We start from the raw sequence: 21,388 nt of genomic DNA on the forward strand, positions 1-21,388 counted from the left end.
CTGTGGAAAATCAAAAATTGTAAACTTTGATAATATTAATTATTTAAAAAGTGGTAACAATTTAGATTCTTTGTGCAAAGTTGAAACTGAAAGAGCTGAAAATGATATTAAGAAGGGTAAAATAGTATATTTTCATTTTTTTGGAATGGTTGCGAAATATGATAGTGATTTAGAATTCAACGAATTACTATTAAAAAATAATATTAAAGTAGACTCAGCATTATATTATTGTACAGCTGATGAATTAGAATATTGTTATCCGAATAGAATGTATCGAGAAATTGAAAATCTTCATGGAAAAAACTTTATAGATTCGTTAAGGAATATTGCAGATAAACAATTTATTACAAAGCATCCAGATAAAATTTATGATTATTTTGTTTGTGATCAAAATTCGTTATATCCAAATGATAAAAGCTATTATGATTTTGTAAGACGAGACACAGTTCCTATATTTTTGAATAATAAAAATTATACTCGTTATTCTCAAAATTATGAAAATGATTTTTTGAAATCTGTAGAGTATCCAAATGATTTTGTTTTTAAAAAAGAAAATGACACTCTTGTATCTCGAATATCTGCTGAATTTACCTTGTTTAAAAATGGGAATATTAAGAATGTAGATATACAGACATATTTTTACAATAAAATAAATGAAAAACATTCTTTTTATTATTCAGAAAAAATGAAAGAGTTTATTTTAAAAACCAAATGGGTTCCTGCAAGAAATAAAGATATTACAGTTAATTGTAAAGTATTGTTATTAATTTTTTTAGATAAATAAGTTACTAATCAAAATTTACTATCCAATTATCAGAATATATACTGAAGCTCCAACACAAAATGAAGCAGATGTTTTGGCTGAACGATTTGTAAAAGAGTTGAAAGTGATTGCAGGGATTTAATCTGAATTTATTTCAGATTCTAAAATTATTAACCTGACAGGTTTCAAAAACCTGTCAGGTTTTTATATTTTATTGTGGAACTTCATCAAAATTAATCATCCAATTGATTCCGAATTTATCGGTAAACATTCCGAAATAAGCGCCCCAAAAAGTGCTTTCCATCGGCATCGTTATTTTTCCACCAGCTGAAAGTCCATTGAATAATTTATCTGCTTCTTCTTTACTATCTCCATTAATTGAAATAGAAAAATTATTTCCAAAATTTACTTCGCCGTGAGAACTTAAAGTATCACTACCAAATAACATAGATGTTCCTATAGGAAAACTCACATGCATAATTCGGTTTCCTTCTTCTTCACTTAAAGGAGGCATTCCTTCTTGTGGTGGCATGGTATTAAATTTGTGAATTTCAGTAAATTCTCCACCAAATACCGATTTATAAAAGTTAAACGCTTCTTCTGTGTTGCCATTAAAGGTTAAATAGGTTGAAATAGTTGCCATAATTTTATTGTTTTAGATTTTAGTAAAAATAAAAAAATCCGCTCTAATTTCTCAGAGCGGATTAAAAATTATTTCTTTTTACCATTTCCATTACCGTGACCATTTCCATGACCATTGTTACTATTAATAATAACTTTTTTCTTTGGTGCACTTCTAACGATTACTTTCTTCTTTGGATAACTTTTTACTTTAACTTTTTTATATTTCACTTTGTGAGTTGCATTGTAAATATAGGGTGTTCTACCGACATAATCTAACTCAATTTGCGAGCTTCTAGATAAATTAATACCCATAAAAATTCTAGGTAATGATGTAGAAACAACCCAACTTCTTCCACTTAAATAAATGTAATTTTTCTGTTGAACATCGTAATAAAAATTTTGCTCTGGGAAATAAATGTGTCTCGTTTTCGCTCTATATCCTTTAGCAGGTGCCCATGGTGGAGGACCTTGACTAAACATTTCTGTAGGAAATGATAATAGACCTATTATTGCAAATATTGTAAAAGTTTTAATTGATTTTTTAATAATTGCTCTCATACTATTTTGGTTTAAAATTAATAGCGTAAATCTAGATAATTTATTGTTGTTTTTATTTATATAATATTCAGAAAAACTTATATAATTATTCGAAAAATTTCCCACAAAAAAACCGTCAAGTTTTACAACAAGACGGTTTTGGTATTTATATATTACTTCTTAAATCTAAAATCTAAAATCGTAAATCTAAAATCGTAAATCTTAAATATGAATCACTTCATCATAAGCAGCAGCAACAGCTTCCATTACCGCTTCACTCATAGTAGGGTGAGGGTGAACTGCTTTTAAAATTTCATGACCAGTAGTTTCTAATTTTCTAGCTACAACTGCTTCTGCAATCATATCTGTAACCCCAGCACCAATCATATGGCAACCTAACCATTCACCGTATTTGGCATCGAAAATTACTTTTACGAATCCGTCTGTAGTTCCAGCAGCAGTTGCTTTTCCTGATGCTGAGAATGGGAATTTACCTACTTTAATATCGTAACCTTTTTCTCTAGCTGCTTTTTCTGTTAAACCAACTGAAGCAATTTCTGGAGTGGCGTATGTACAACCTGGGATGTTTCCGTAATCTAAAGGTTCAACGTGTAAACCTGCGATTTTTTCCACACATAAAATTCCTTCTGCAGAAGCTACGTGAGCTAAAGCTTGCCCTGGAGTAATATCTCCAATTGCATAATAACCAGGAACATTAGTTTGGTAGAAATCGTTAACTAAGATTTTGTCTCTATCTGTAGCAATACCTACATCTTCAAGACCAATGTTTTCAATGTTTGTTTTAATTCCAACGGCTGAAAGTAAAATTTCAGCTTCTAAAACTTCTTCACCTTTAGCTGTTTTTACTGTTGCTTTTACGCCATTCGCTGTAGTATCAATTTTCTCTACAGAAGAATTAGTCATAATTTTTACACCCGCTTTTTTCATTGAACGTTCCATTTGTTTAGAAATGTCTTCGTCTTCAACTGGTACAATGTTTGGCATAAATTCTACAATCGTAACATCAGTTCCCATTGAATTATAGAAATGAGCAAATTCCACTCCAATTGCTCCAGAACCTACAATAATCATAGATTTTGGTTGTGTTGGTAATGTCATTGCTTGTCTGTATCCAATTACTTTTACACCATCTTGTGGTAAGTTTGGCAATTCACGAGAACGCGCTCCTGTAGCAATAATAATGTTATCAGCTGAATATTCAGTAACTTTTCCGTCAGCGGCAGTCACGTCAATTTTTTTACCTGGTTTTACTTTTCCAAAACCATCGATAACATCAATTTTATTTTTTTTCATTAAGAATTGAACACCTTTGCTCATTCCACCTGCTACATTACGTGAACGGGCAACAACTGCGTTAAAATCTTTATCTACATTATCTACTTTTAATCCGTAGTCTGCCGCATGTTTTAAATAATCGAAAACTTGAGCTGATTTTAGTAAGGCTTTTGTAGGAATACAACCCCAATTTAAACAAACGCCACCTAAATTTTCTTTTTCAATAACGGCAACTTTAAACCCTAATTGTGAGGCTCTAATTGCTGTAACATATCCACCAGGACCACTTCCTAAAACTATAATATCGTATTTCATAATGTATGTGTGTTTTTCTTATTAAGGATACAAAAATAGGGATTAATTTATTTTTAAACCTATTTTGAATTAATTTTTGAATTGTTTTTTTTGATTATCATATAAATGATAAATGTTTGAATTAAAATGTTGATGATTAAAATAGAAATTCCAATTAATAATGAACTGTTAGTATAAAAAGGATACGTTCTATCTATCAAAATTGCTGGACAACTAATTATAAAGTTTAAAAAAATAATTATTTTATTAATAATCGAAATCCCTATGTCTGATTTAATTTCAAATAATAAATGAATAATCATATCAATTAAGAATATCGTGAAAAATAATTTGTTAAACTTTTTCATTTTAAACAACAACTTCAGGTTTTTCAAATTGTGCTTCGTATAATTTTTTATAATATCCGTTTTCTATTTTTAATAATTGTTTGTGTTTGCCTTTTTCGACAATTAAACCTTTGTCCATCACAATAATAGTATCTGCATTTACAATGGTTGCCAAACGGTGAGCAATGATAATTGATGTTCTACCCTCGGTTAAAGTTTTAGTTGCTTTTTGAATTAATTCTTCTGAATGGGAATCGATAGAAGAAGTTGCTTCATCTAAAATCAATATACTTGGATTGCTAATATAAGCTCGTAAAAAGGCAATCAATTGGCGTTGTCCGGAAGATAACATGACACCACGTTCTTTCACGTCATAATCGTATCCGTTGGGTAACGACATTAAGAAATCGTGTATTCCAATTTTCTTAGCGGCATTATAAACATCTTCTCTTTTAATGTTTTCATCGAAAAGGGTAATGTTATTGTAAATAGAATCAGCAAATAAGAAAACATCTTGCAAAACCATAGCAATTTCTTTTCGTAACGTTCCTAAAGTGTAATCGTTAATATTAATATTATCAATTAAGATTTTTCCCGAATCAATTTCATAAAAACGATTTAATAAATTAATGATAGTCGATTTTCCTGCGCCAGTTGCACCTACAATAGCAACGGTTTCGGCTTCTTTGACTTCTAAATTTATACCTTTTATTATTTCTTCATTTTTCAGATAACTGAATCGTACCTCTTCCAATTTGATATTTCCGTGTAATTTTTCTGCATGAATTGTTCCATCATTTTGAACTTCTACATCTGATTCTAAAATTTCAAAAACTCTATCGGCCGCTACAATTCCCATTTGCATCACGTTGAATTTATCCGCAATTTGTCGTAACGGATTGTACAACATGGAAATGTACATATTGAACGAAATTAGTTGTCCAACACTCGTTTCTGTATCGCCATTAATGATAAATAATGCACCAAAATAGACCACTAAACCTAAAGTAATACTTGAAATAATATCGGCAATAGGGAAGAAGATGCTATTGTATAAAATGTTCTTCAACCAAGCTTTATTGTGCTTGTGATTAATTTCTTTAAATTTTTCTAATTCAATTTTTTCACGATTAAATAGCTGTACGATTTTCATTCCAGTTAATCGTTCTTGAATAAAGGTGTTTAAATTTGCTACTTCATTACGCACTTCGTTAAAAGCCACTTTCATTTTTTTGTTGAAAATGTTCGTTGCGATTAAAATGATTGGCATGATAAGTAGGACAATTGCTGTAATTTTCCAGTTGATAAGTAGCATAAAAGCTAAGACGATTATCATTTTCAAGAAATCACTGACAATCATAAACAAACCTTGACTGAAAATACTCGCTATGTTTTCCATATCGGAAACGCAACGTGTAATAAGTTTACCAACAGGTTCGTTATCAAAGTATTTGGTTTTGAAACTGGCTAAATGTGCGAATAGTTTTTCTCTAATATCTTTAACAATATCTTGCCCTAGCCAACTTGAAACATAAACGAAGAAATATTGTGCTACGACTTCTAAAATCAATATAAAAAGCATTAATGCTACCAATATTTTAATGTTGTAAGCGTTATTGCCATCTTGAAGAACAAAACTCATTAAATTCAGAAAATAATCCTGAATTACATTCGTTTCTTTACTAGCATCAACAAAGTATTTATCGATAGTTATATTTAAAACCAAAGGTCTTAAAGCCGCAACAATAGCCAAAAAAATAGCCCAAAAAGCAACACTAACGAGTTTGCTTTTAAATGGCTTGGCATATTGTAATACTTTTTTAAAAGAGGATGATTTTAAAACGCTCATTTGGCTTATATGATTTTTAAAGGCTAAAGATAAGGATATTTTACTTTTGTTAGATATAATCCGTGAGCAGGAACTGAAAATCCGGCTTTGTTTCTACTTTTACTTTCAATAATATTTCTAAAATCGGATAAAGATGTTTTGTGAATCCCAACATTTATTAGTGTTCCAACGATGGCACGAACCATATTTCGCAAAAATCTATCAGCTGTGATTGTAAAAATAATCTGATTTCCATTTTGTTCCCAATGTGCTTCTGTAATTTTACAATTGAAGGTTCTAACATCCGTATGAATTTTAGAAAAGCATTCAAAATCAATGTATTCAAAAAGGATTTTACTGGCTTCATTCATCAATTCTAAATCTAATTTATGATGTACTTTCCAGCTTCCTTCAGAATTAAAAACATCTTTAAAGGTGTTGATATAATATTCGTAGGTTCTACTCGTAGCATCAAATCGAGCATGAGCATCAGGATGTACTTCAATAATATTAAAAATCGCAATATCTTTTGGTAGAAACGAGTTTAATTTTTGAACAGTATTTTGAACATCAAATTCAATTTCCGTATCAAAATGTGCGAACATTTGTTTGGCGTGAACACCAGAATCGGTTCTGCCAGCGCCAACAATCTCAATCTTTTCTCTAAGTAATAATGATAAAGATTTCTCTAAAGTTTCCTGAATTGAAATCGCATTCGGTTGCACTTGAAACCCAAAATATTCTTTTCCGTTATAGGCAAATTCGATGAAGTATCTCAATTCGTTTGATTTAGTTTGGCAAAAATAATGTTTTTCAAGTTCAAGAACAAGTTCAAAAATCAATAACCAGTTCAAAAAGCAATTTCTTTTTTTTCAACACAGATTTGAGAAATTTTAATAATTTATATAATTTCTTTAATCTGTGTTGAAAAGTTTAAATATCATTCGTGTCTTAGTTAGATAACTTTTTTACAACTTTTTACTTTTACCTTTTTACTTGGCTCTTTAAAATCTTACTTTTGCGATATGAAAAAAATACTCTTACTTTCTGATACGCACAGTCACATTGACGCAACCATTTTAAAATACGTAAAATTAGCGGATGAAGTTTGGCATGCAGGCGATATTGGCGATTTGAAAGTTACCGATGCGATTCAAAAACTAAAACCGTTACGAGCTGTTTTTGGAAACATTGACAATCACGAAGCACGTCTAGAATTCCCGTTAAACAATCGTTTTTTCTGCGAAGGTGTTGATGTGTTGATTACACATATTGGTGGTTATCCTGGGAAATACAGTCCAGCAATCAGAGAAGAGATAACTAAAAACCCTCCTAAATTGTTCATTTGTGGCCATTCACATATATTAAAAGTGATGTTCGATAAGAAATTAAACTGTTTGCATATGAATCCGGGAGCAGCAGGAATTTCAGGTTTTCATCAGAAAAGAACCATGTTGCGATTTGAAATTGATGGAGATAAAATTCAGAGTTTAGAGATTGTTGAAATAGGAGATAAGTAGGGAGCTGGAAGTAGGAAGTTGGAAGTAGGGAGTAGGGAGATGGAAGTAATAAGTTTGAGAAGAGGCGAAGGGGAGATTTGGAGAAAGTTCGTTGGCTGAGGCTCTCGAAGCCAACATGATAAAAAGGTTTAAATTCAAAAAAACACAATATATTTTTATTTCAAAAACCTTTGTGTCTTCGTGGCAGATATATAAAAACGAAAATCCGCTTAGTTTTCACTAAACGGATTTTCTACGCACTAATAAGCTAAGATGATAGGTTTATCGTATTCTGTCCACAGATTTTACGAGATCTTCGTCCCTTTTAATTGCCTTGTTTGCCAAAGCAAGAAAAACGATAGAAAAAATTGGTAGAAACATCCCAATACCTTTCATAGAAACTTTCGCTTCTCCAGATAGATTTAGTGAATGATATACTAATAATCCTATTATAATAAAGTTTAATATCATATTCAGTCTGTTGATCACAAACTGGTTTTGTCTTTTTTTATAACTAAATATACTAACCAATGCTAATAATACGGTTGAACCGAATAAAGCAGTATATAAAACATTATCAGCAACAAAAACTTCTTTTTTTGAAGTAGTTGTCCATAAACTGATAAACAAAGGCAATACACCCGCAGTAAGCATGCAGCAAAACAAATATATTGATTGAATTCTTTGTAACATTTTTAATTTTTATAGTTACAAAAATATGTTTTCTTTTTTTAAAAAACTATTGTTTTATAATAAAATATTCGTAATATTGCAATGAATAATCGTAAGTACTTCATTATACGATACTTTAAAAAGTAAAAAATTCTCATCACAATTTTTTCGTTTTATTAAGTTTAAAAAACCAATAAACATTTATGTTTGACACATCTACATTAAAAGGGATGAAACTCTCTGATTTGCAAGAAATTGCCAAAGTAGCTAATATTCAAAAATTCAAAACTTTAAAAAAAGATGAATTAATAACTCAGATATTAGACTTACAAAATACTTCTGAAGCTAAACCAAAAGCAGAAAAACCTGCAAAAAAAGCACCAGTTGCAAAAGCAGTCAAGGAAGTCAAAGAAGTCAAAGAGGTTCAGGAAGTTACTCCAGTTTCTGAGGAAAGTGAAGCGAAAGCACAACGTGCCAGAATTAAAAAGCCTACAGTTAAACAAGCAAATAAAGCGCAAGAAACGTTGTCTTTTGAATTAGATGCGGAAATGAAATCAGAAGCTTATAGTCAGCAACCAAAAAAATCTGTTGAAGAAAAAACAGAAAATAACGGAAATTCTGATACTAATGAGACTACAGAAAATGTTGTTGCAGAACCTTCTAACGAAGAAAAAGCGGAAACATCAGAACAAGAAAAAAACAATCCCAATCCAAATTTTAAGAAAAATAATAACCAAAATAACAATCCGAAATTTAATAAGAACAACGGAAATAAAAACTTCCGAGAATCTGATTTTGAATTTGACGGAATTATTGAAAGTGAAGGTGTTTTGGAAATGATGCCAGATGGTTATGGTTTCTTACGTTCTTCAGATTATAATTATTTAGCTTCTCCTGACGATATTTATTTATCACAATCTCAAGTTCGTTTATTCGGATTAAAAACAGGAGATACTGTAAAAGGTGTGGTTCGCCCACCAAAAGAAGGAGAGAAATTTTTTCCTTTAGTTAGAGTTTTAAAAATTAACGGTCACGATCCTCAAGTCATTCGTGATAGAGTTTCTTTCGAACATTTAACACCACTTTTCCCTGAAGAAAGATTCAATTTATCAGGAAAAAACACCTCTATATCTACAAGAATTATCGATATGTTCTCGCCAATTGGTAAAGGACAACGTGCTATGATTGTGGCACAACCAAAAACAGGTAAAACGATGTTATTAAAGGATATTGCCAATTCAATTGCAGCCAATCATCCTGAAGTATATTTAATTGTTTTATTAATTGACGAAAGACCTGAAGAAGTTACCGATATGCAACGTAGTGTGCGTGCCGAAGTAATTGCTTCAACATTCGATGAACCTGCTGACCGTCACGTAAAAGTAGCGAACATTGTTTTAGAAAAAGCAAAACGTTTGGTAGAATGTGGACACGATGTAGTGATTTTATTAGATTCAATTACACGTTTAGCTAGAGCATATAATACGGTTCAACCGGCATCTGGAAAGGTGTTGAGTGGAGGAGTAGATGCTAACGCATTACAAAAACCAAAACGTTTCTTTGGAGCTGCTCGTAATATTGAAAACGGTGGTTCATTAAGTATTATCGCTACAGCATTAACAGAAACTGGTTCTAAAATGGACGAAGTTATCTTCGAAGAATTTAAAGGAACAGGTAACATGGAATTACAATTAGATAGAAAAATTTCTAACAAACGTATTTTCCCAGCTATCGATTTGGTTTCTTCAAGTACGCGTCGTGACGACTTATTATTAGACAAATCAACGTTGCAACATATGTGGATTTTACGTAAATACCTAGCCGATATGAACCCAGTAGAAGCGATGGAATTTATCGAATCTCGTATCAAACGAACAAAAAATAACGAAGAGTTTTTAATTTCTATGAATGACTAGAAATTGAATAAATTATATGTAAAAAGACCATCAGTAATGATGGTCTTTTTTGTTTTAACTAAATAAACTAGTTCTATGTTGCATGCCCCAATCTACCATTTTGTCTAATACTTCGCTTAATCTTTTCGCAGATTCTGTAAGTTCATATTCTACTAAAACGGGTGTTGCATCGTAGACTTTTCGAGTAATTACACCATTTAATTCTAATTCTTTCAACTCTTTAGAAAGCATTCGTGGCGTTATTTTTCCAATGTTTTTCTGAATTTCAGTAAAACGTTTCTTTTCGTACAGTAAAGTTCCAATAATAGGCAACTTCCATTTTCCACTAATCACATTCATAGTATCATTAATGGCCAATACATAATTTATTGGACAAGCCTTTATTTCACTGATACTTAACTGTTCTAATTCCATAATATTTGCTTTTGTAGTATACCAAAGTATAGTGCTATACTTTAAGATACTAGTATATTTTGTATAGCAAAGATAAGTACTTTTGTTGTAGTAAAATAATAAACTTAAAAAATAAAATAATTATGATTTTAGTTACAGGAGCCACAGGGCAATTAGGAAGTCAAATAGTTGAGAATTTGTTAACACAGATTTCTCCAAGTGAAATTGCTGTTTTAGTAAGAGATGAAGAAAAAGCAAAAGAATTAAAAAACAAAGGCGTACAAATTAGAATAGGAGAATATACCAATCCAAATTCGTTAGTTGCTGCTTTTAAAGATGTGAAAAAACTGATTTTAATTTCTTCAAATGATTTTAATGACAGATTTGGTCAACATAAAAACGCAATTGATGCAGCGAAACAAACAGGAGTCAAGCATGTTATTTACACGAGTATGTCGATGAATGATATTGAAACTTCTCCATTAAAAGGCTTTTTAGAAGATCATTACCAAACGGAAGAGTACATCAAACAAAGTGGTTTTACGTATACGATGATGCAACATTCGTTATATTCAGATGTGATCCCAATGTTTATTGGCGAACAAGTTTTAGAAACAGGTGTGTTTTTCCCAGCAGGAGAAGGAAGAGTAGCTTATGCTTCAAGAACGGATTTAGCAGAAGCGATTTCAAAAATAGTTGTATCAGATGCCTTTGATAATCAGAGTTTACCTTTAACAAACATAGAAAATTATTCTTATGCAGATGTGGCTGAAATCTTAACTGAATTATCTGGTAAAGAAGTAGTTTACGTGAGTCCAACTCCTGAAGTTTTTGCAGAAACCTTAAAAGGATTTGGTTTACCAGAACCTATCATTCAAATGTCGTTAGGATTTGCATCCGGAATTAAAAATAACGATTTTGATAAACCCTTTCCAAATTTAGAAACCATTTTAGGAAGAAAACCTCAAACGTTGAAAGACTACTTACAATCAGTTTATATCAAGTAATAAATCAAAAAAAAGCCGATTTCCCTCAGAAAATCGGCTTTTACTTTTTAAAATATATCTGACTTCAATCCTGCGATACTTTACTCGATTGTTGCAATTTTTGCTAAAGCATCTGCTTCTTTTTTGCGTTAGTTGGGAATTACTCTTTAAATTTTTCATAAAACAGTTTTTTATTACGTATATATTTTTTAATTTTACACGTAAATAAAATATCATGAATACGAAACTAACCTTAAACATCGACGAACATGTAATTGAAGAAGCAAAGTTCTACGCTAAAAACAATAGTGTAAGTCTTTCAAAGCTTATTGAAAATTATCTATTATCATTAACTAAAAGAAATACTGAAGAAACTAAAATAAGTCTGCTTGTGGAAAGTCTAACAGGTGTTATTTCTCTAGAAAGTGCTGATTATAAAAAAGAATATTCAGATTACTTATCTAAAAAATATTCTTAATGGATAAAATATTAGTCGATACGAATATTGTTTTAGATTTACTTTCTAAACGAGAAGAATTCTATAAAGAAGCGCAAGAATTATTTACTTTGGCTGACCATAAAAAAGTTAAACTTTACATTTCTTCTTTAACCATTGCTAACACGCATTACTTATTAGCGAGAAGTCATAAGTTAGATGAAGCAAGAAAGATTTTAACCAAATTTAAAGTATTGGTAGAAGTTTTACCAATGGATGATAAAATTTTAGAATTAGCATTAGTTTCAGATTTTAAAGACTTCGAAGATGCTATTCAATATCACACCGCATTAGAAAATGAGTTAGATTTGATTCTAACAAGAAATAAAAAAGATTTCAAAAAATCAATTCTTCCAGTGCTAACAGCAAACGAGTATTTGAAAAAATAAACATAAAAAAAGCCGATTTTCCTAAGAAAATCGGCTTTCATATTTAAAATTTAATTACTTCAATCCAGCAATACTTTGCTCAATTGTTGCAATTTTTGCTAAAGCATCAGCTTCTTTTTTGCGTTCGTTATCAATGATTTCTGGTTTAGCGTTAGCTACGAATTTCTCATTCGATAATTTAACTTGTACCGATTTTAAGAAGCCATTGATATAATTTAATTCTTCCGTTAATTTTGCAATTTCAGCCTCAACATCAATGTTTCCAGTAATTGGAATGAAATATTCGTTAGATTTTACTCTGTAAGATAAAGCACCGTCAACTTTTTCAGTTACGTACATTAAATCGACAATGTTTCCTAATTTCATGATAACTGAATCGAAATAAGAAGAAGCTTTTTCATTATTCACGACTCTTAATTCAATCACATCTTTGAAAGGAATATTTTTATCTTTTCTTATTGTTCTAATTCCAGAAATAACATCCGTTGCGAAATCGAAATCAGCAATTAAAGCTGTATTTACTGAAGTCATTTTTGGATATTCTGCTATAATTAAAGCTTGTTCTGGCGTTCTTTCTGCAATATGCTGCCAAATTTCTTCCGTTAAGAAAGGCATAAATGGATGTAATAATTTTAAATTATTTTCTAACATTTCAATCGCTTTCTCAAAAGTCGCTTTGTCAATTGGTTGTTGGTATCCAGGCTTAATCATTTCTAAAAACCAAGAACAGAAATCGTCCCAAACTAATTTATAAGTCGCCATTAAAGCTTCAGATAATCTGTATTTTTCAAAATTATCTTCAATTTCTAATAAGGTTTGTTGCAATTTCGCTTCGTACCATTCAATTGCTACTTTAGAAGATTCTGGTTGTGGAATTGTTTCAGAAACTTCCCAACCTTTAATCAATTTAAACGCATTCCAAATTTTATTCGTAAACGCTTTTCCTTGATTACATAATTCTTCGTCAAATAAAATATCATTTCCAGCAGAAGCACTTAATAACAATCCAACACGAACGCCGTCTGCACCAAATTTTTCAATTAAACCTAATGGTTCAGGAGAATTTCCTAAAGATTTAGACATTTTTCGTCCTTGACTATCACGAACTAATCCTGTTAAATATACGTTTTTGAAAGGTTTCGCATCTGCATATTCGTAACCTGCGATAATCATACGCGCTACCCAGAAGAATAAAATATCCGGACCAGTTACTAAATCGTTTGTTGGATAATAATATTTGAAATCTTCATTTTCTGGATCCATAATTCCACCAAATACTGACATTGGCCATAACCATGAAGAGAACCAAGTATCAAGTGCGTCAGCGTCCTGACGCAAGTTTTCAGTGGTCAGTTTTGAGTTGGCAGTTTTTTCTTTAGCTAAAGCTAAAGCTTCTTCTCTTGTTTCAGCTACAACGAAATCTTCTTTTCCATCACCATAGAAATACGCTGGAATTTGTTGTCCCCACCATAATTGACGAGAAATATTCCAATCGCGAATATTATTTAACCAATGCGCATACGTATTATTAAAACGACTTGGGTATAATTTGATTTCGTCAGACTCTAAAACGGCATGAATTGCTGGTTTTACCAAATCTTCCATTTTAAGGAACCATTGATCAGATAAACGAGGTTCAATTACACATTTAGTTCTTTCAGAAGTCCCAACATTGTTAGTATATTGCTCTACTTTATCTAAAGCATTGATTGAAGTCAATTCTGCTTCAATTTCTGTACGAACTACGAATCTGTCTTTACCTTCATAATGTAATCCGAATGAGTTTAGAGTCGCATCTTCATTAAAAATATCGATAATTTCTAAACTATGTTTATCCCCTAAAGTTTTATCATTCACATCGTGAGCAGGCGTTACTTTTAAACATCCTGTACCGAATTCTAAATCCACATATTCATCTTCAATAATAGGAATAACTCTTCCAGAAATTGGAACAATCGCTTTTTTTCCTTTTAAATTGAAATGTCTTTCATCATTTGGATTGATACAAATAGCAGTATCTCCGAAAATAGTTTCAGGTCGAGTAGTGGCCACCACTAAATAATCTGAAGAATTTTCGATTTGATATTTGATGTAATATAATTTTCCTTGACGTTCTTCAAAAATTACTTCTTCGTCAGATAACGTTGTTTTGGCTTCCGGATCCCAGTTTACCATTCGGTAACCTCGGTAAATCATACCTTTATTGTATAAATCTACAAACGAACGAATTACAGATGCCGACATATCTGGATCCATCGTAAATTTAGTTCTGTCCCAATCACAAGAACATCCTAATTGTTTTAGTTGTTCTAAAATTGTTCCACCATATTTATCTGTCCAATCGTAGGCATGTTTTAAAAATTCTTCTCGAGTTAAATCGAATTTATCAATGCCTTCCGATTTTAATTTTGCTACAACTTTTGCTTCAGTCGCAATAGAAGCGTGGTCTGTACCAGGAACCCAACAAGCATTGAAACCTTTTAATCGTGCACGACGAATTAACACATCTTGAATCGTATTGTTCAACATATGTCCCATGTGTAAAACTCCAGTTACATTTGGTGGAGGAATTACAATAGTATATGGTGTTCTGTGATCTGGAGTAGAATGAAAATAATTGTTTTTCATCCAGTACTCGTACCATTTTTGTTCTACGGCTTTGGCATCAAATTGGGCTGGTATCATTTATATATTGTTTTTTGTAAATAATAAGTGTCTTTGGTATAATTTTTGAATTATATCTGCAAAAGTAATTATATAAAACAGAATAAAAAAAATGTATTTACTTTTTGTTAGTTAGTTTAAAAAACATATTTTTACAATTCTCAAATTATTATAAAAGATGAAAAAGTTAGTATTTATTTTAGTTTTAATGGCAGCTGGTTTTTCAGCAAATGCACAAAATGGTGCTAAAATTGAATTTAAAGAAGAGACCATTAATTATGGTGAAGTATATAAAGGTGTAGATTCAGGTAAAAGAACCTTTGAATTCACCAACACAGGAAATGAACCTTTAATTATTAAAGACGCGAAAAGTAGTTGTGGCTGTACAGTTCCAACAAAACCAACCGAGCCAATTGCGCCAGGAAAAAAAGGAGTTATTGAAGTACAATACAACATGAATCCAGGTCCAATTAGTAAAACAATTACAGTTGAAACTAATGCAGTTAATAAAGAAAACGGAATGGTCGCTTTAAGAATTAAAGGAACCGTTTTAGTAAAAGAAGAAAAAAGTATTTTAGAAAAAAAGGCACCAGGACCACTTTCTAGATAAAAAAGATTTTATATAAAAAAAAGTCCTCTCGTTCCAAAAAACGAGAGGACTTTTTTGTTTTACTATAGTTTGATAATTACCAAGCTAAGTTTACTTTTAATTCAAATTCGTCATTGATTGTTTTGTCTCCTAAGTCAGAGAAAAATGAACCTGAACCGTATTTAATGTCATATTTAGTTCTATCAACTTTTAAAGTTGTAGTTGCAGTGTTTCCTTTAACTGTAATATCAAAAGTGATTGGATTAGTAATTCCTTTGATAGTTAAATCTGCAGTTACAGTATATAAACCTTTTCCTTTACCGCTAATATTTTTGAAAACTAAGTTTGCTGTTTTGTGTTTTTCAACACCAAAGAAATCTTCAGCTTTTAAATGTCCATCTAAATTTTCTTTACCTTGACCAGCTTTTAAATCTGTAGTATTAATTGTAGTCATATCCACATTAAAAGTTCCACCTTTTAAAACTTTTCCTTTGAATACTAATGCACCATCTTGTAAATTGATTGTTCCTGTATGTGAACCAGTTACTTTTTTACCTGTCCAAACGATACCACTTTTTGATACGTTGATTTTCTTTGTTTGTGCATTTGCTGTAAAAGATACGAATGCTACTAATGCTACTGCAATTGTTTTTAAATTTTTCATTTTTGTTAGATATTAAGTTATTAAATTGTTTCGAATAATTCTGATTTTGGTTTTCTTACTTTAATATAATGTTGCGTATCATCTTCATGATGTCTGTAACCAACAGTTGCAACTAAAGTTGCGTGTAAACCTTTTTCTTTTAAGCCTAAAATTTCGTCGTATTGATCTGGTACAAAACCTTCCATTGGCGTAACGTCAATTTTTAATTCAGCGGCAGCATTTAATAAATTCCCTAAAGCTAAATACGTTTGTTTTGCTGTCCAAATATTTTGTTGTTCTGGAGTTAAACTAGTAATATTTCCAATCATAAAATCAGCATAACCTTTTACACTTTCCAATGGAATATTTCTAGTTGTTGCCATATTTTCTGCATAATTATTAATATAATCAGCATCAATATTTGTAATGTTAGCGAAAACTAATAGGTGAGAAGCGTCTACAATTTGACTTTGTCCCCAAGATGCAGGTTGCAATTGTTTTCTAATTTCTTCGTTTTCTACGATTAAAACTTTATAAGGTTGTAATCCAAATGAAGAAGATGATAATTGAATAGCATCTTTTAAAATTTCTAAATCTGTTTCAGATACTTTTTTCTCGCTATTGAATTTTTTTGTGGCATAACGCCAATTCTGATTTTCTATAAATGTGCTCATAATTAATTTCTGTATTTTTCTAATAATTCATTTAATAGGGTTAATTCTTCTGTTGTTAATTTACTTGCTAAGCTATTTTCGTGTTCAACTACAATTGGATCTAAAGTTTCTAACACTTCTAAACCTTTTTCTGTAATAGTAATTTCCATTTTTCTTTTATTTGACGGACAAATTTTTCTAATAACTAATTCTTTAATTATCAATTTGTCTACCAATCTAGTAGTATTACTATTTTTAGAAATCATTCTTTCCTGAATTACCGACATATTTGCAGGTTTTCCTTTCTGACCCCTTAAAATGCGTAACACATTATACTGTTCGCTTGATAAATCATAAGGTTTAAGTATTTCTAAAAATTTATCACCTATAATGTTTCTTGTAAATGATAAATTTAATAGCACTTTTTTAGCCAATGATAATTCTACTGTACTTTTTATTTCTTCTTCAATTTTCATAACAGTTGTTATTTGTCGGGACAAATGTAATGCTTTTATTTTATTTGTATATACAAATGTTGTTGATTTTTTTGTTAAATTTAATTTAGAACTTTAAAATAAAGAGAATCAGATTACTCAACTGAAAATAAATTTTTATATCTGAATTCTTGTTGTAAATTTGAGCAAAATATAAAATATATGAATTTAGACCAAATAGAGTGGTGGGAAGGTTTTTTAACCACTGAAAACGCAGTAATTTTAGATGTTAGAACAGAAGATGAAGTAGCAAACGGAATTATTCCAGGCGCTATTAATATAGATATTTACAAAGGACAAGGTTTTATTTACCAAGTTGAAGAATTAGATAAAGACAAAACTTATTTTGTATATTGTCTTGCTGGTGGTAGAAGCGCTCAAGCTTGTGGCATTATGAAACAATTAGGTTTTGAAAAAACATACAACCTTGTTGGTGGTATTTCACAATGGGAAGGACCTATTGAGAACTAAATTTAGTACTATTTCTTAATGAAGAATTATAAAAATAGCTTCTTTTATTTAATTGTTGTAGGTATTTTTTCTGCCTTAATATATTGGACATTAAAAAATGGAAAATTATTAGAAAAACCTGATGTTTTAAAAGTAGTTTCTACTGGTAATTCAGACTATCAGGATTTTCTTGATTCTTTGCATCATAATCTAACACATCCTTTAGCTATTTTATTAGCTCAAATTGTTACCATTATTTTAGTAGCAAGATTTTTCGGATTAATTTGTAAAAAAATTGGCCAACCTACAGTAATTGGTGAAATTATTGCCGGAATTGTATTAGGGCCATCCTTTTTTGGAAGTTATTTACCTGAATTTTCAGTTCTTTTATTTCCAGATTCTTCATTAGATAATTTAAAATTTTTAAGTCAGATTGGTTTAATCTTCTTCATGTTTGTTGTTGGAATGGAGTTAGACCTAAAAGTACTTCGTAATAAAGCTAAAGAAGCTGTAATTATTAGCCATGCAAGTATAATTATTCCTTTTACATTAGGATTAGTTTTGGCGTATTCAATTTACACAAACTTCGCACCAAAAGGAGTTGAATTTCTTTCTTTCGGATTATTTTTAGGAATTGCGATGAGTATTACCGCTTTTCCAGTTTTAGCAAGAATTGTTCAAGAAAGAGGTTTGCAAAAAACAAGAATTGGAGCCATGGTTATTACTTGTGCTGCTGCTGATGATATTACCGCATGGTGTTTATTAGCTGGAGTTATTGCTATTGTAAAAGCCGGTTCTATCACAAGTTCATTATACATAATTGTATTGTCATTTGTTTATGTAGTGACAATGATAAAATTAGTAAGACCATTTTTGCGTAGAATTGGAAATTTATATGATACCGCAGAAAAAATCACAAAACCTGTTGTTGCAATTTTCTTTTTAACGTTATTAATTTCGTCTTATTTAACTGAAATTATTGGTATTCACGCCTTATTCGGAGCTTTCGTTGCGGGTGTAATTATGCCAGATAACATGAAGTTTAGAAAAATGTTTATCGAGAAAATTGAAGATGTTTCTTTAGTGGTTTTATTACCTTTATTCTTCGTATTCACAGGTTTAAGAACAGAAATTGGCTTACTAAACAGTCCAGAATTATGGAAAGTTTGTGGTTTAATTATTTTAGTAGCCGTTGTCGGTAAATTTATAGGAAGTGCTTTAGCGGCAAAATTTGTAGGTCAAAATTGGCGTGATAGTTTAACTATTGGTGCTTTAATGAATACGCGTGGTTTGATGGAACTAGTAGTGTTAAATATTGGTTACGATTTAGGTGTGTTAACCAAAGAAGTTTTTGCGATGATGGTCATAATGGCTTTAGCAACAACTTTTATGACGGGTCCAGCTTTAAATTTAATTGATTTTGTATTTAAAAGAAGAAAGACACTTGTTCCAACAACAAACGCAGATAATTTAGAATATAAAGTTTTAGTTTCTTTCGAAAATCCAGAAGATGGAAAGCATTTGTTGAAAGTCGCAAATAATTTTATCAGTATAGATAAGGAAAAACAATCGATAACTGCGATGTACATTTCTTCAACAAATGAGGTAAATCCTTATAAAATTGAAGAATACGAACGAGAGAGTTTCAAACCTGTTTTAAAAGAAGCTAATAAATTAAATCGTAAAGTAGAAACGCTTTTTAAAGCTTCTCGTGATATTGATTCTGATATTGTTGAAGTAGGTAATAAAGGAGAATTCGATTTAGTGTTAATCAACATTGGTTCTTCTATTTTTGAAGGAACGCTTTTAGGAAAAGTATTAGGAATTACTTCTAAATTCATCAATCCTGAAAATTTATTAAACACGTTTACAGGAAAAGAAAAGTTGTTTGAAATCAATTATTTTGATGACAAAACGCAAGCAATCATTAATAAGACAGAAGTGCCATTAGGAATTTATGTCGATAAGAATTTAATAAAAACCGAGAATATTTCCGTAATTTTATTCAATGCAGCAGATCAATTTTTATTGGATTACGTAAAATTACTAAAGAAGAATTCTCAAGCTAAGATTTCAATTTTTGACACGTATGATATTGTAAATGAAGAGAATAAAATCACACATGAAAATGTAAAAGTGATACATTCTTCAAAATTAGAAAAAGATTTCTTAAAAGAACAAGATTTATTAATCATGAGTATTGATAGTTGGAAAAAACTAATTGATACCAGAAGTGTTTGGTTAAATAATACGCCATCACTTTTAATAATAAAACCATAATATGTTACAAATAGGTGTGTACCACACATTAAAAATAGATAGAGAAACAAAAGTTGGATTGTTTTTAGTTAACGCGACAGACGATGTTTTGTTGCCAAATAAATACGTTCCAAACGATTTTACAATTGGCGATGACATTACCGTTTTCGTATATTTAGATCACGAAGAGCGTCCAGTTGCCACGACAATTAAACCATTAATTACCTTAAATTCGTTTGCGGTTTTAAAAGTAAATTACATCAATAAGTTTGGTGCCTTTTTAAATTGGGGAATGGAAAAAGATTTGTTTGTTCCGTTCAAAGAACAAGCTCGCCCAATGGAAAAAGACAAGCGTTATATTGTAACGATGTATTTAGACAAACAAACGGGTAGGTTAGCGGCATCAAGTAAAATCAATCAGTTTTTGGATAAAGAACCTTTAGATGTTGAAGTAGGTCAAGAAGTAGATTTAATGGTTTCACATATTACTGAAATCGGTATCAACGTAATTATCAACGGAAAATTTAGAGGATTAGCGTATCAAAATGAAGTTTTTGAAACGGTTTCTCCAGGATATAAAACCAAAGGTTACATTAAAACAATTCGTCCTGACGGAAAAATTGATGTGTCTTTCCAAAAGCAAGGTTTTGAAGCAATTGACGATTCTGCACAACAAGTTTTAGAAGCCTTAAAACAAAACGATGGTGTTTTACGTTTGAATGACAACAGTCATCCAGAAGAAATTAAATCGGTTATGAAAATGAGTAAGAAAACATTTAAAAAAGCGATTGGAAGTTTATACAAACAAAAACTTATTGATATCAATAACGAAGGAATTCAGTTGGTTTAATATCATATAAAATAAAAAAACGTCTCGAAATATCGGGACGTTTTTTTATTTTAATTATTCGTAAATCTAAATTCGTAAATCGTAAATCGTAAATCAAAAAATTATTTTCCCCACTCACTAGGATTACTGTTCCAAGATTGTAATGTTTCTAATTCTTCTTCCGAAACATATTTTTTCTCAACTGCTTTCTCAATTAAGTTTTGGTAATTACTTAACGTGTAAACCTCTAATTTTGCTTCCGCAATCTTTTCTTCAGAAATAGGAAAACCATACGTAAAAATCGCTGCCATACCTTTAACATTAGCGCCTTCATTACGTAAAGCTTCTACTGCCATTAGACTACTTCCGCCAGTTGAAATTAAATCTTCTACGACAATTACGGTCTGACCTTTTTGTAAAAAACCTTCCACTTGATTTTGTCTTCCATGCTTTTTTGCTTCTGGACGAACATACACAAAAGGCAATCCCATAGCTTCTGCTACTAAGATTCCGATACCAATTGCACCTGTTGCAACCCCTGCAATAACGTCTGGACGACCAAATTTGTCTTCAATTTGCTTTACAAATTCATCTCGAATATAATTTCTAACCGCTGGAAACGAAAGCGTTATACGGTTATCACAATAAATTGGACTTTTCCAGCCAGAAGCCCAAGTAAAAGGATTTTTAGAATTCAATTTAATTGCGTTTATTTGTAAAAGCAATTCGGCTGTTTGTTGTGCTGTGTTGTTGTTAAATATCATATT

Annotated in this window: 23 protein-coding genes; 10 read left to right on the forward strand and 13 right to left on the reverse strand. The window is 30.8% G+C overall.

The window, feature by feature from the left end; translation table 11 throughout:
* Window positions 1-70: 70 nt before the first annotated feature.
* The gene (locus tag G6N05_RS03580) at window positions 71-784 is read left to right on the forward strand and encodes a hypothetical protein (RefSeq protein ID WP_225875121.1); all 714 of its coding nucleotides are present in this window, start codon (window positions 71-73) and stop codon (window positions 782-784) included.
* A 190-nt stretch (window positions 785-974) separates the two neighbouring features.
* On the opposite strand, the gene G6N05_RS03585 is transcribed toward G6N05_RS03580, so the two are convergent.
* The 6 genes from G6N05_RS03585 to truA form a co-directional block, all read right to left on the reverse strand.
* Entirely contained in the window at window positions 975-1,406 is a 432-nt protein-coding gene (locus tag G6N05_RS03585; RefSeq protein ID WP_166125177.1) for a VOC family protein, read from the reverse strand.
* A gap of 68 nt (window positions 1,407-1,474) precedes the next feature.
* Window positions 1,475-1,945 carry a hypothetical protein gene (locus tag G6N05_RS03590; RefSeq protein WP_166125178.1) on the reverse strand — a complete coding sequence of 157 codons (471 nt, stop codon included), beginning with the start codon at window positions 1,943-1,945 and terminating at the stop codon, window positions 1,475-1,477.
* Window positions 1,946-2,146: 201 nt separating this feature from the next.
* Complete coding sequence (lpdA, locus tag G6N05_RS03595; protein WP_166125179.1) at window positions 2,147-3,535, reverse strand: dihydrolipoyl dehydrogenase; 1,389 nt, start codon at window positions 3,533-3,535, stop codon at window positions 2,147-2,149.
* 59 nt (window positions 3,536-3,594) lie between these two features.
* On the reverse strand, window positions 3,595-3,882 hold the full coding sequence (locus G6N05_RS03600) for a hypothetical protein (protein ID WP_166125180.1): 288 nt from the start codon (window positions 3,880-3,882) through the stop codon (window positions 3,595-3,597).
* Between the two features lies 1 nt (window position 3,883).
* Window positions 3,884-5,710, reverse strand: coding sequence for an ABC transporter ATP-binding protein (locus G6N05_RS03605; protein WP_166125181.1), 1,827 nt, complete (start codon window positions 5,708-5,710; stop codon window positions 3,884-3,886).
* A 23-nt stretch (window positions 5,711-5,733) separates the two neighbouring features.
* Window positions 5,734-6,468, reverse strand: coding sequence for a tRNA pseudouridine(38-40) synthase TruA (gene truA / locus G6N05_RS03610; RefSeq protein ID WP_166125182.1), 735 nt, complete (start codon window positions 6,466-6,468; stop codon window positions 5,734-5,736).
* A 246-nt stretch (window positions 6,469-6,714) separates the two neighbouring features.
* On the opposite strand from truA, the gene G6N05_RS03615 reads away from it, so the two are divergent.
* Entirely contained in the window at window positions 6,715-7,209 is a 495-nt protein-coding gene (locus G6N05_RS03615; protein ID WP_166125183.1) for a metallophosphoesterase family protein, read from the forward strand.
* A 261-nt stretch (window positions 7,210-7,470) separates the two neighbouring features.
* On the opposite strand, the gene G6N05_RS03620 is transcribed toward G6N05_RS03615, so the two are convergent.
* Window positions 7,471-7,881: a DUF4293 domain-containing protein gene (locus tag G6N05_RS03620; protein WP_166125184.1), complete on the reverse strand. Its 411-nt coding sequence runs from the start codon at window positions 7,879-7,881 to the stop codon at window positions 7,471-7,473.
* A 182-nt stretch (window positions 7,882-8,063) separates the two neighbouring features.
* On the opposite strand from G6N05_RS03620, the gene rho reads away from it, so the two are divergent.
* On the forward strand, window positions 8,064-9,776 hold the full coding sequence (rho, locus tag G6N05_RS03625) for a transcription termination factor Rho (protein WP_166125185.1): 1,713 nt from the start codon (window positions 8,064-8,066) through the stop codon (window positions 9,774-9,776).
* 54 nt (window positions 9,777-9,830) lie between these two features.
* Here rho and G6N05_RS03630 read toward each other — a convergent pair whose 3' ends face one another.
* Window positions 9,831-10,190 carry a winged helix-turn-helix transcriptional regulator gene (locus G6N05_RS03630; RefSeq protein WP_166125186.1) on the reverse strand — a complete coding sequence of 120 codons (360 nt, stop codon included), beginning with the start codon at window positions 10,188-10,190 and terminating at the stop codon, window positions 9,831-9,833.
* A gap of 122 nt (window positions 10,191-10,312) precedes the next feature.
* Between G6N05_RS03630 and G6N05_RS03635 the strand changes: the two genes are divergently transcribed.
* From G6N05_RS03635 to G6N05_RS03645, 3 genes are all read left to right on the forward strand, one after another.
* Entirely contained in the window at window positions 10,313-11,176 is an 864-nt protein-coding gene (locus G6N05_RS03635) for an SDR family oxidoreductase (RefSeq protein ID WP_166125187.1), read from the forward strand.
* Between the two features lie 214 nt (window positions 11,177-11,390).
* Window positions 11,391-11,633, forward strand: a complete 243-nt coding sequence (locus G6N05_RS03640; RefSeq protein ID WP_166125188.1) for a DUF6364 family protein — start codon at window positions 11,391-11,393, stop codon at window positions 11,631-11,633.
* Window positions 11,633-12,040 (forward strand): type II toxin-antitoxin system VapC family toxin, encoded by a 408-nt coding sequence (locus G6N05_RS03645; RefSeq protein ID WP_166125189.1) that lies wholly within the window; start codon window positions 11,633-11,635, stop codon window positions 12,038-12,040. The genes G6N05_RS03640 and G6N05_RS03645 overlap by 1 nt, the downstream gene beginning before the upstream one ends.
* A 54-nt stretch (window positions 12,041-12,094) precedes the next feature.
* Here the strand turns inward: G6N05_RS03645 and G6N05_RS03650 are convergent, their stop codons facing one another.
* Window positions 12,095-14,725 carry a valine--tRNA ligase gene (locus G6N05_RS03650; protein WP_166125190.1) on the reverse strand — a complete coding sequence of 877 codons (2,631 nt, stop codon included), beginning with the start codon at window positions 14,723-14,725 and terminating at the stop codon, window positions 12,095-12,097.
* Between the two features lie 157 nt (window positions 14,726-14,882).
* Between G6N05_RS03650 and G6N05_RS03655 the strand changes: the two genes are divergently transcribed.
* The gene (locus G6N05_RS03655) at window positions 14,883-15,314 is read left to right on the forward strand and encodes a DUF1573 domain-containing protein (RefSeq protein ID WP_166125191.1); all 432 of its coding nucleotides are present in this window, start codon (window positions 14,883-14,885) and stop codon (window positions 15,312-15,314) included.
* A gap of 76 nt (window positions 15,315-15,390) precedes the next feature.
* Here G6N05_RS03655 and G6N05_RS03660 read toward each other — a convergent pair whose 3' ends face one another.
* Genes G6N05_RS03660 through G6N05_RS03670 form a run of 3 tightly spaced genes read right to left on the reverse strand, consistent with a single transcriptional unit; the run spans window position 15,391 to window position 17,065 of the window.
* Window positions 15,391-15,957: a YceI family protein gene (locus tag G6N05_RS03660; protein WP_166125192.1), complete on the reverse strand. Its 567-nt coding sequence runs from the start codon at window positions 15,955-15,957 to the stop codon at window positions 15,391-15,393.
* 20 nt (window positions 15,958-15,977) lie between these two features.
* Entirely contained in the window at window positions 15,978-16,610 is a 633-nt protein-coding gene (locus G6N05_RS03665; protein WP_166125193.1) for an NAD(P)H-dependent oxidoreductase, read from the reverse strand.
* A gap of 2 nt (window positions 16,611-16,612) precedes the next feature.
* Entirely contained in the window at window positions 16,613-17,065 is a 453-nt protein-coding gene (locus G6N05_RS03670) for a MarR family winged helix-turn-helix transcriptional regulator (protein WP_166125194.1), read from the reverse strand.
* A 180-nt stretch (window positions 17,066-17,245) separates the two neighbouring features.
* Between G6N05_RS03670 and G6N05_RS03675 the strand changes: the two genes are divergently transcribed.
* The 3 genes from G6N05_RS03675 to G6N05_RS03685 are packed head-to-tail and all read left to right on the forward strand — an operon-like array spanning window position 17,246 to window position 20,642.
* Window positions 17,246-17,554: a rhodanese-like domain-containing protein gene (locus tag G6N05_RS03675; RefSeq protein WP_166125195.1), complete on the forward strand. Its 309-nt coding sequence runs from the start codon at window positions 17,246-17,248 to the stop codon at window positions 17,552-17,554.
* A gap of 18 nt (window positions 17,555-17,572) precedes the next feature.
* On the forward strand, window positions 17,573-19,813 hold the full coding sequence (locus tag G6N05_RS03680) for a cation:proton antiporter (protein ID WP_166125196.1): 2,241 nt from the start codon (window positions 17,573-17,575) through the stop codon (window positions 19,811-19,813).
* A gap of 1 nt (window position 19,814) precedes the next feature.
* On the forward strand, window positions 19,815-20,642 hold the full coding sequence (locus G6N05_RS03685) for a CvfB family protein (protein ID WP_166125197.1): 828 nt from the start codon (window positions 19,815-19,817) through the stop codon (window positions 20,640-20,642).
* 101 nt (window positions 20,643-20,743) lie between these two features.
* On the opposite strand, the gene pyrE is transcribed toward G6N05_RS03685, so the two are convergent.
* Window positions 20,744-21,385: an orotate phosphoribosyltransferase gene (gene pyrE, locus G6N05_RS03690; protein WP_166125198.1), complete on the reverse strand. Its 642-nt coding sequence runs from the start codon at window positions 21,383-21,385 to the stop codon at window positions 20,744-20,746.
* Between the last annotated feature and the right edge of the window lie 3 nt (window positions 21,386-21,388).

The organism is Flavobacterium bernardetii (assembly GCF_011305415.1).
GTDB classification, from domain to species: Bacteria; Bacteroidota; Bacteroidia; order Flavobacteriales; family Flavobacteriaceae; genus Flavobacterium; species Flavobacterium bernardetii.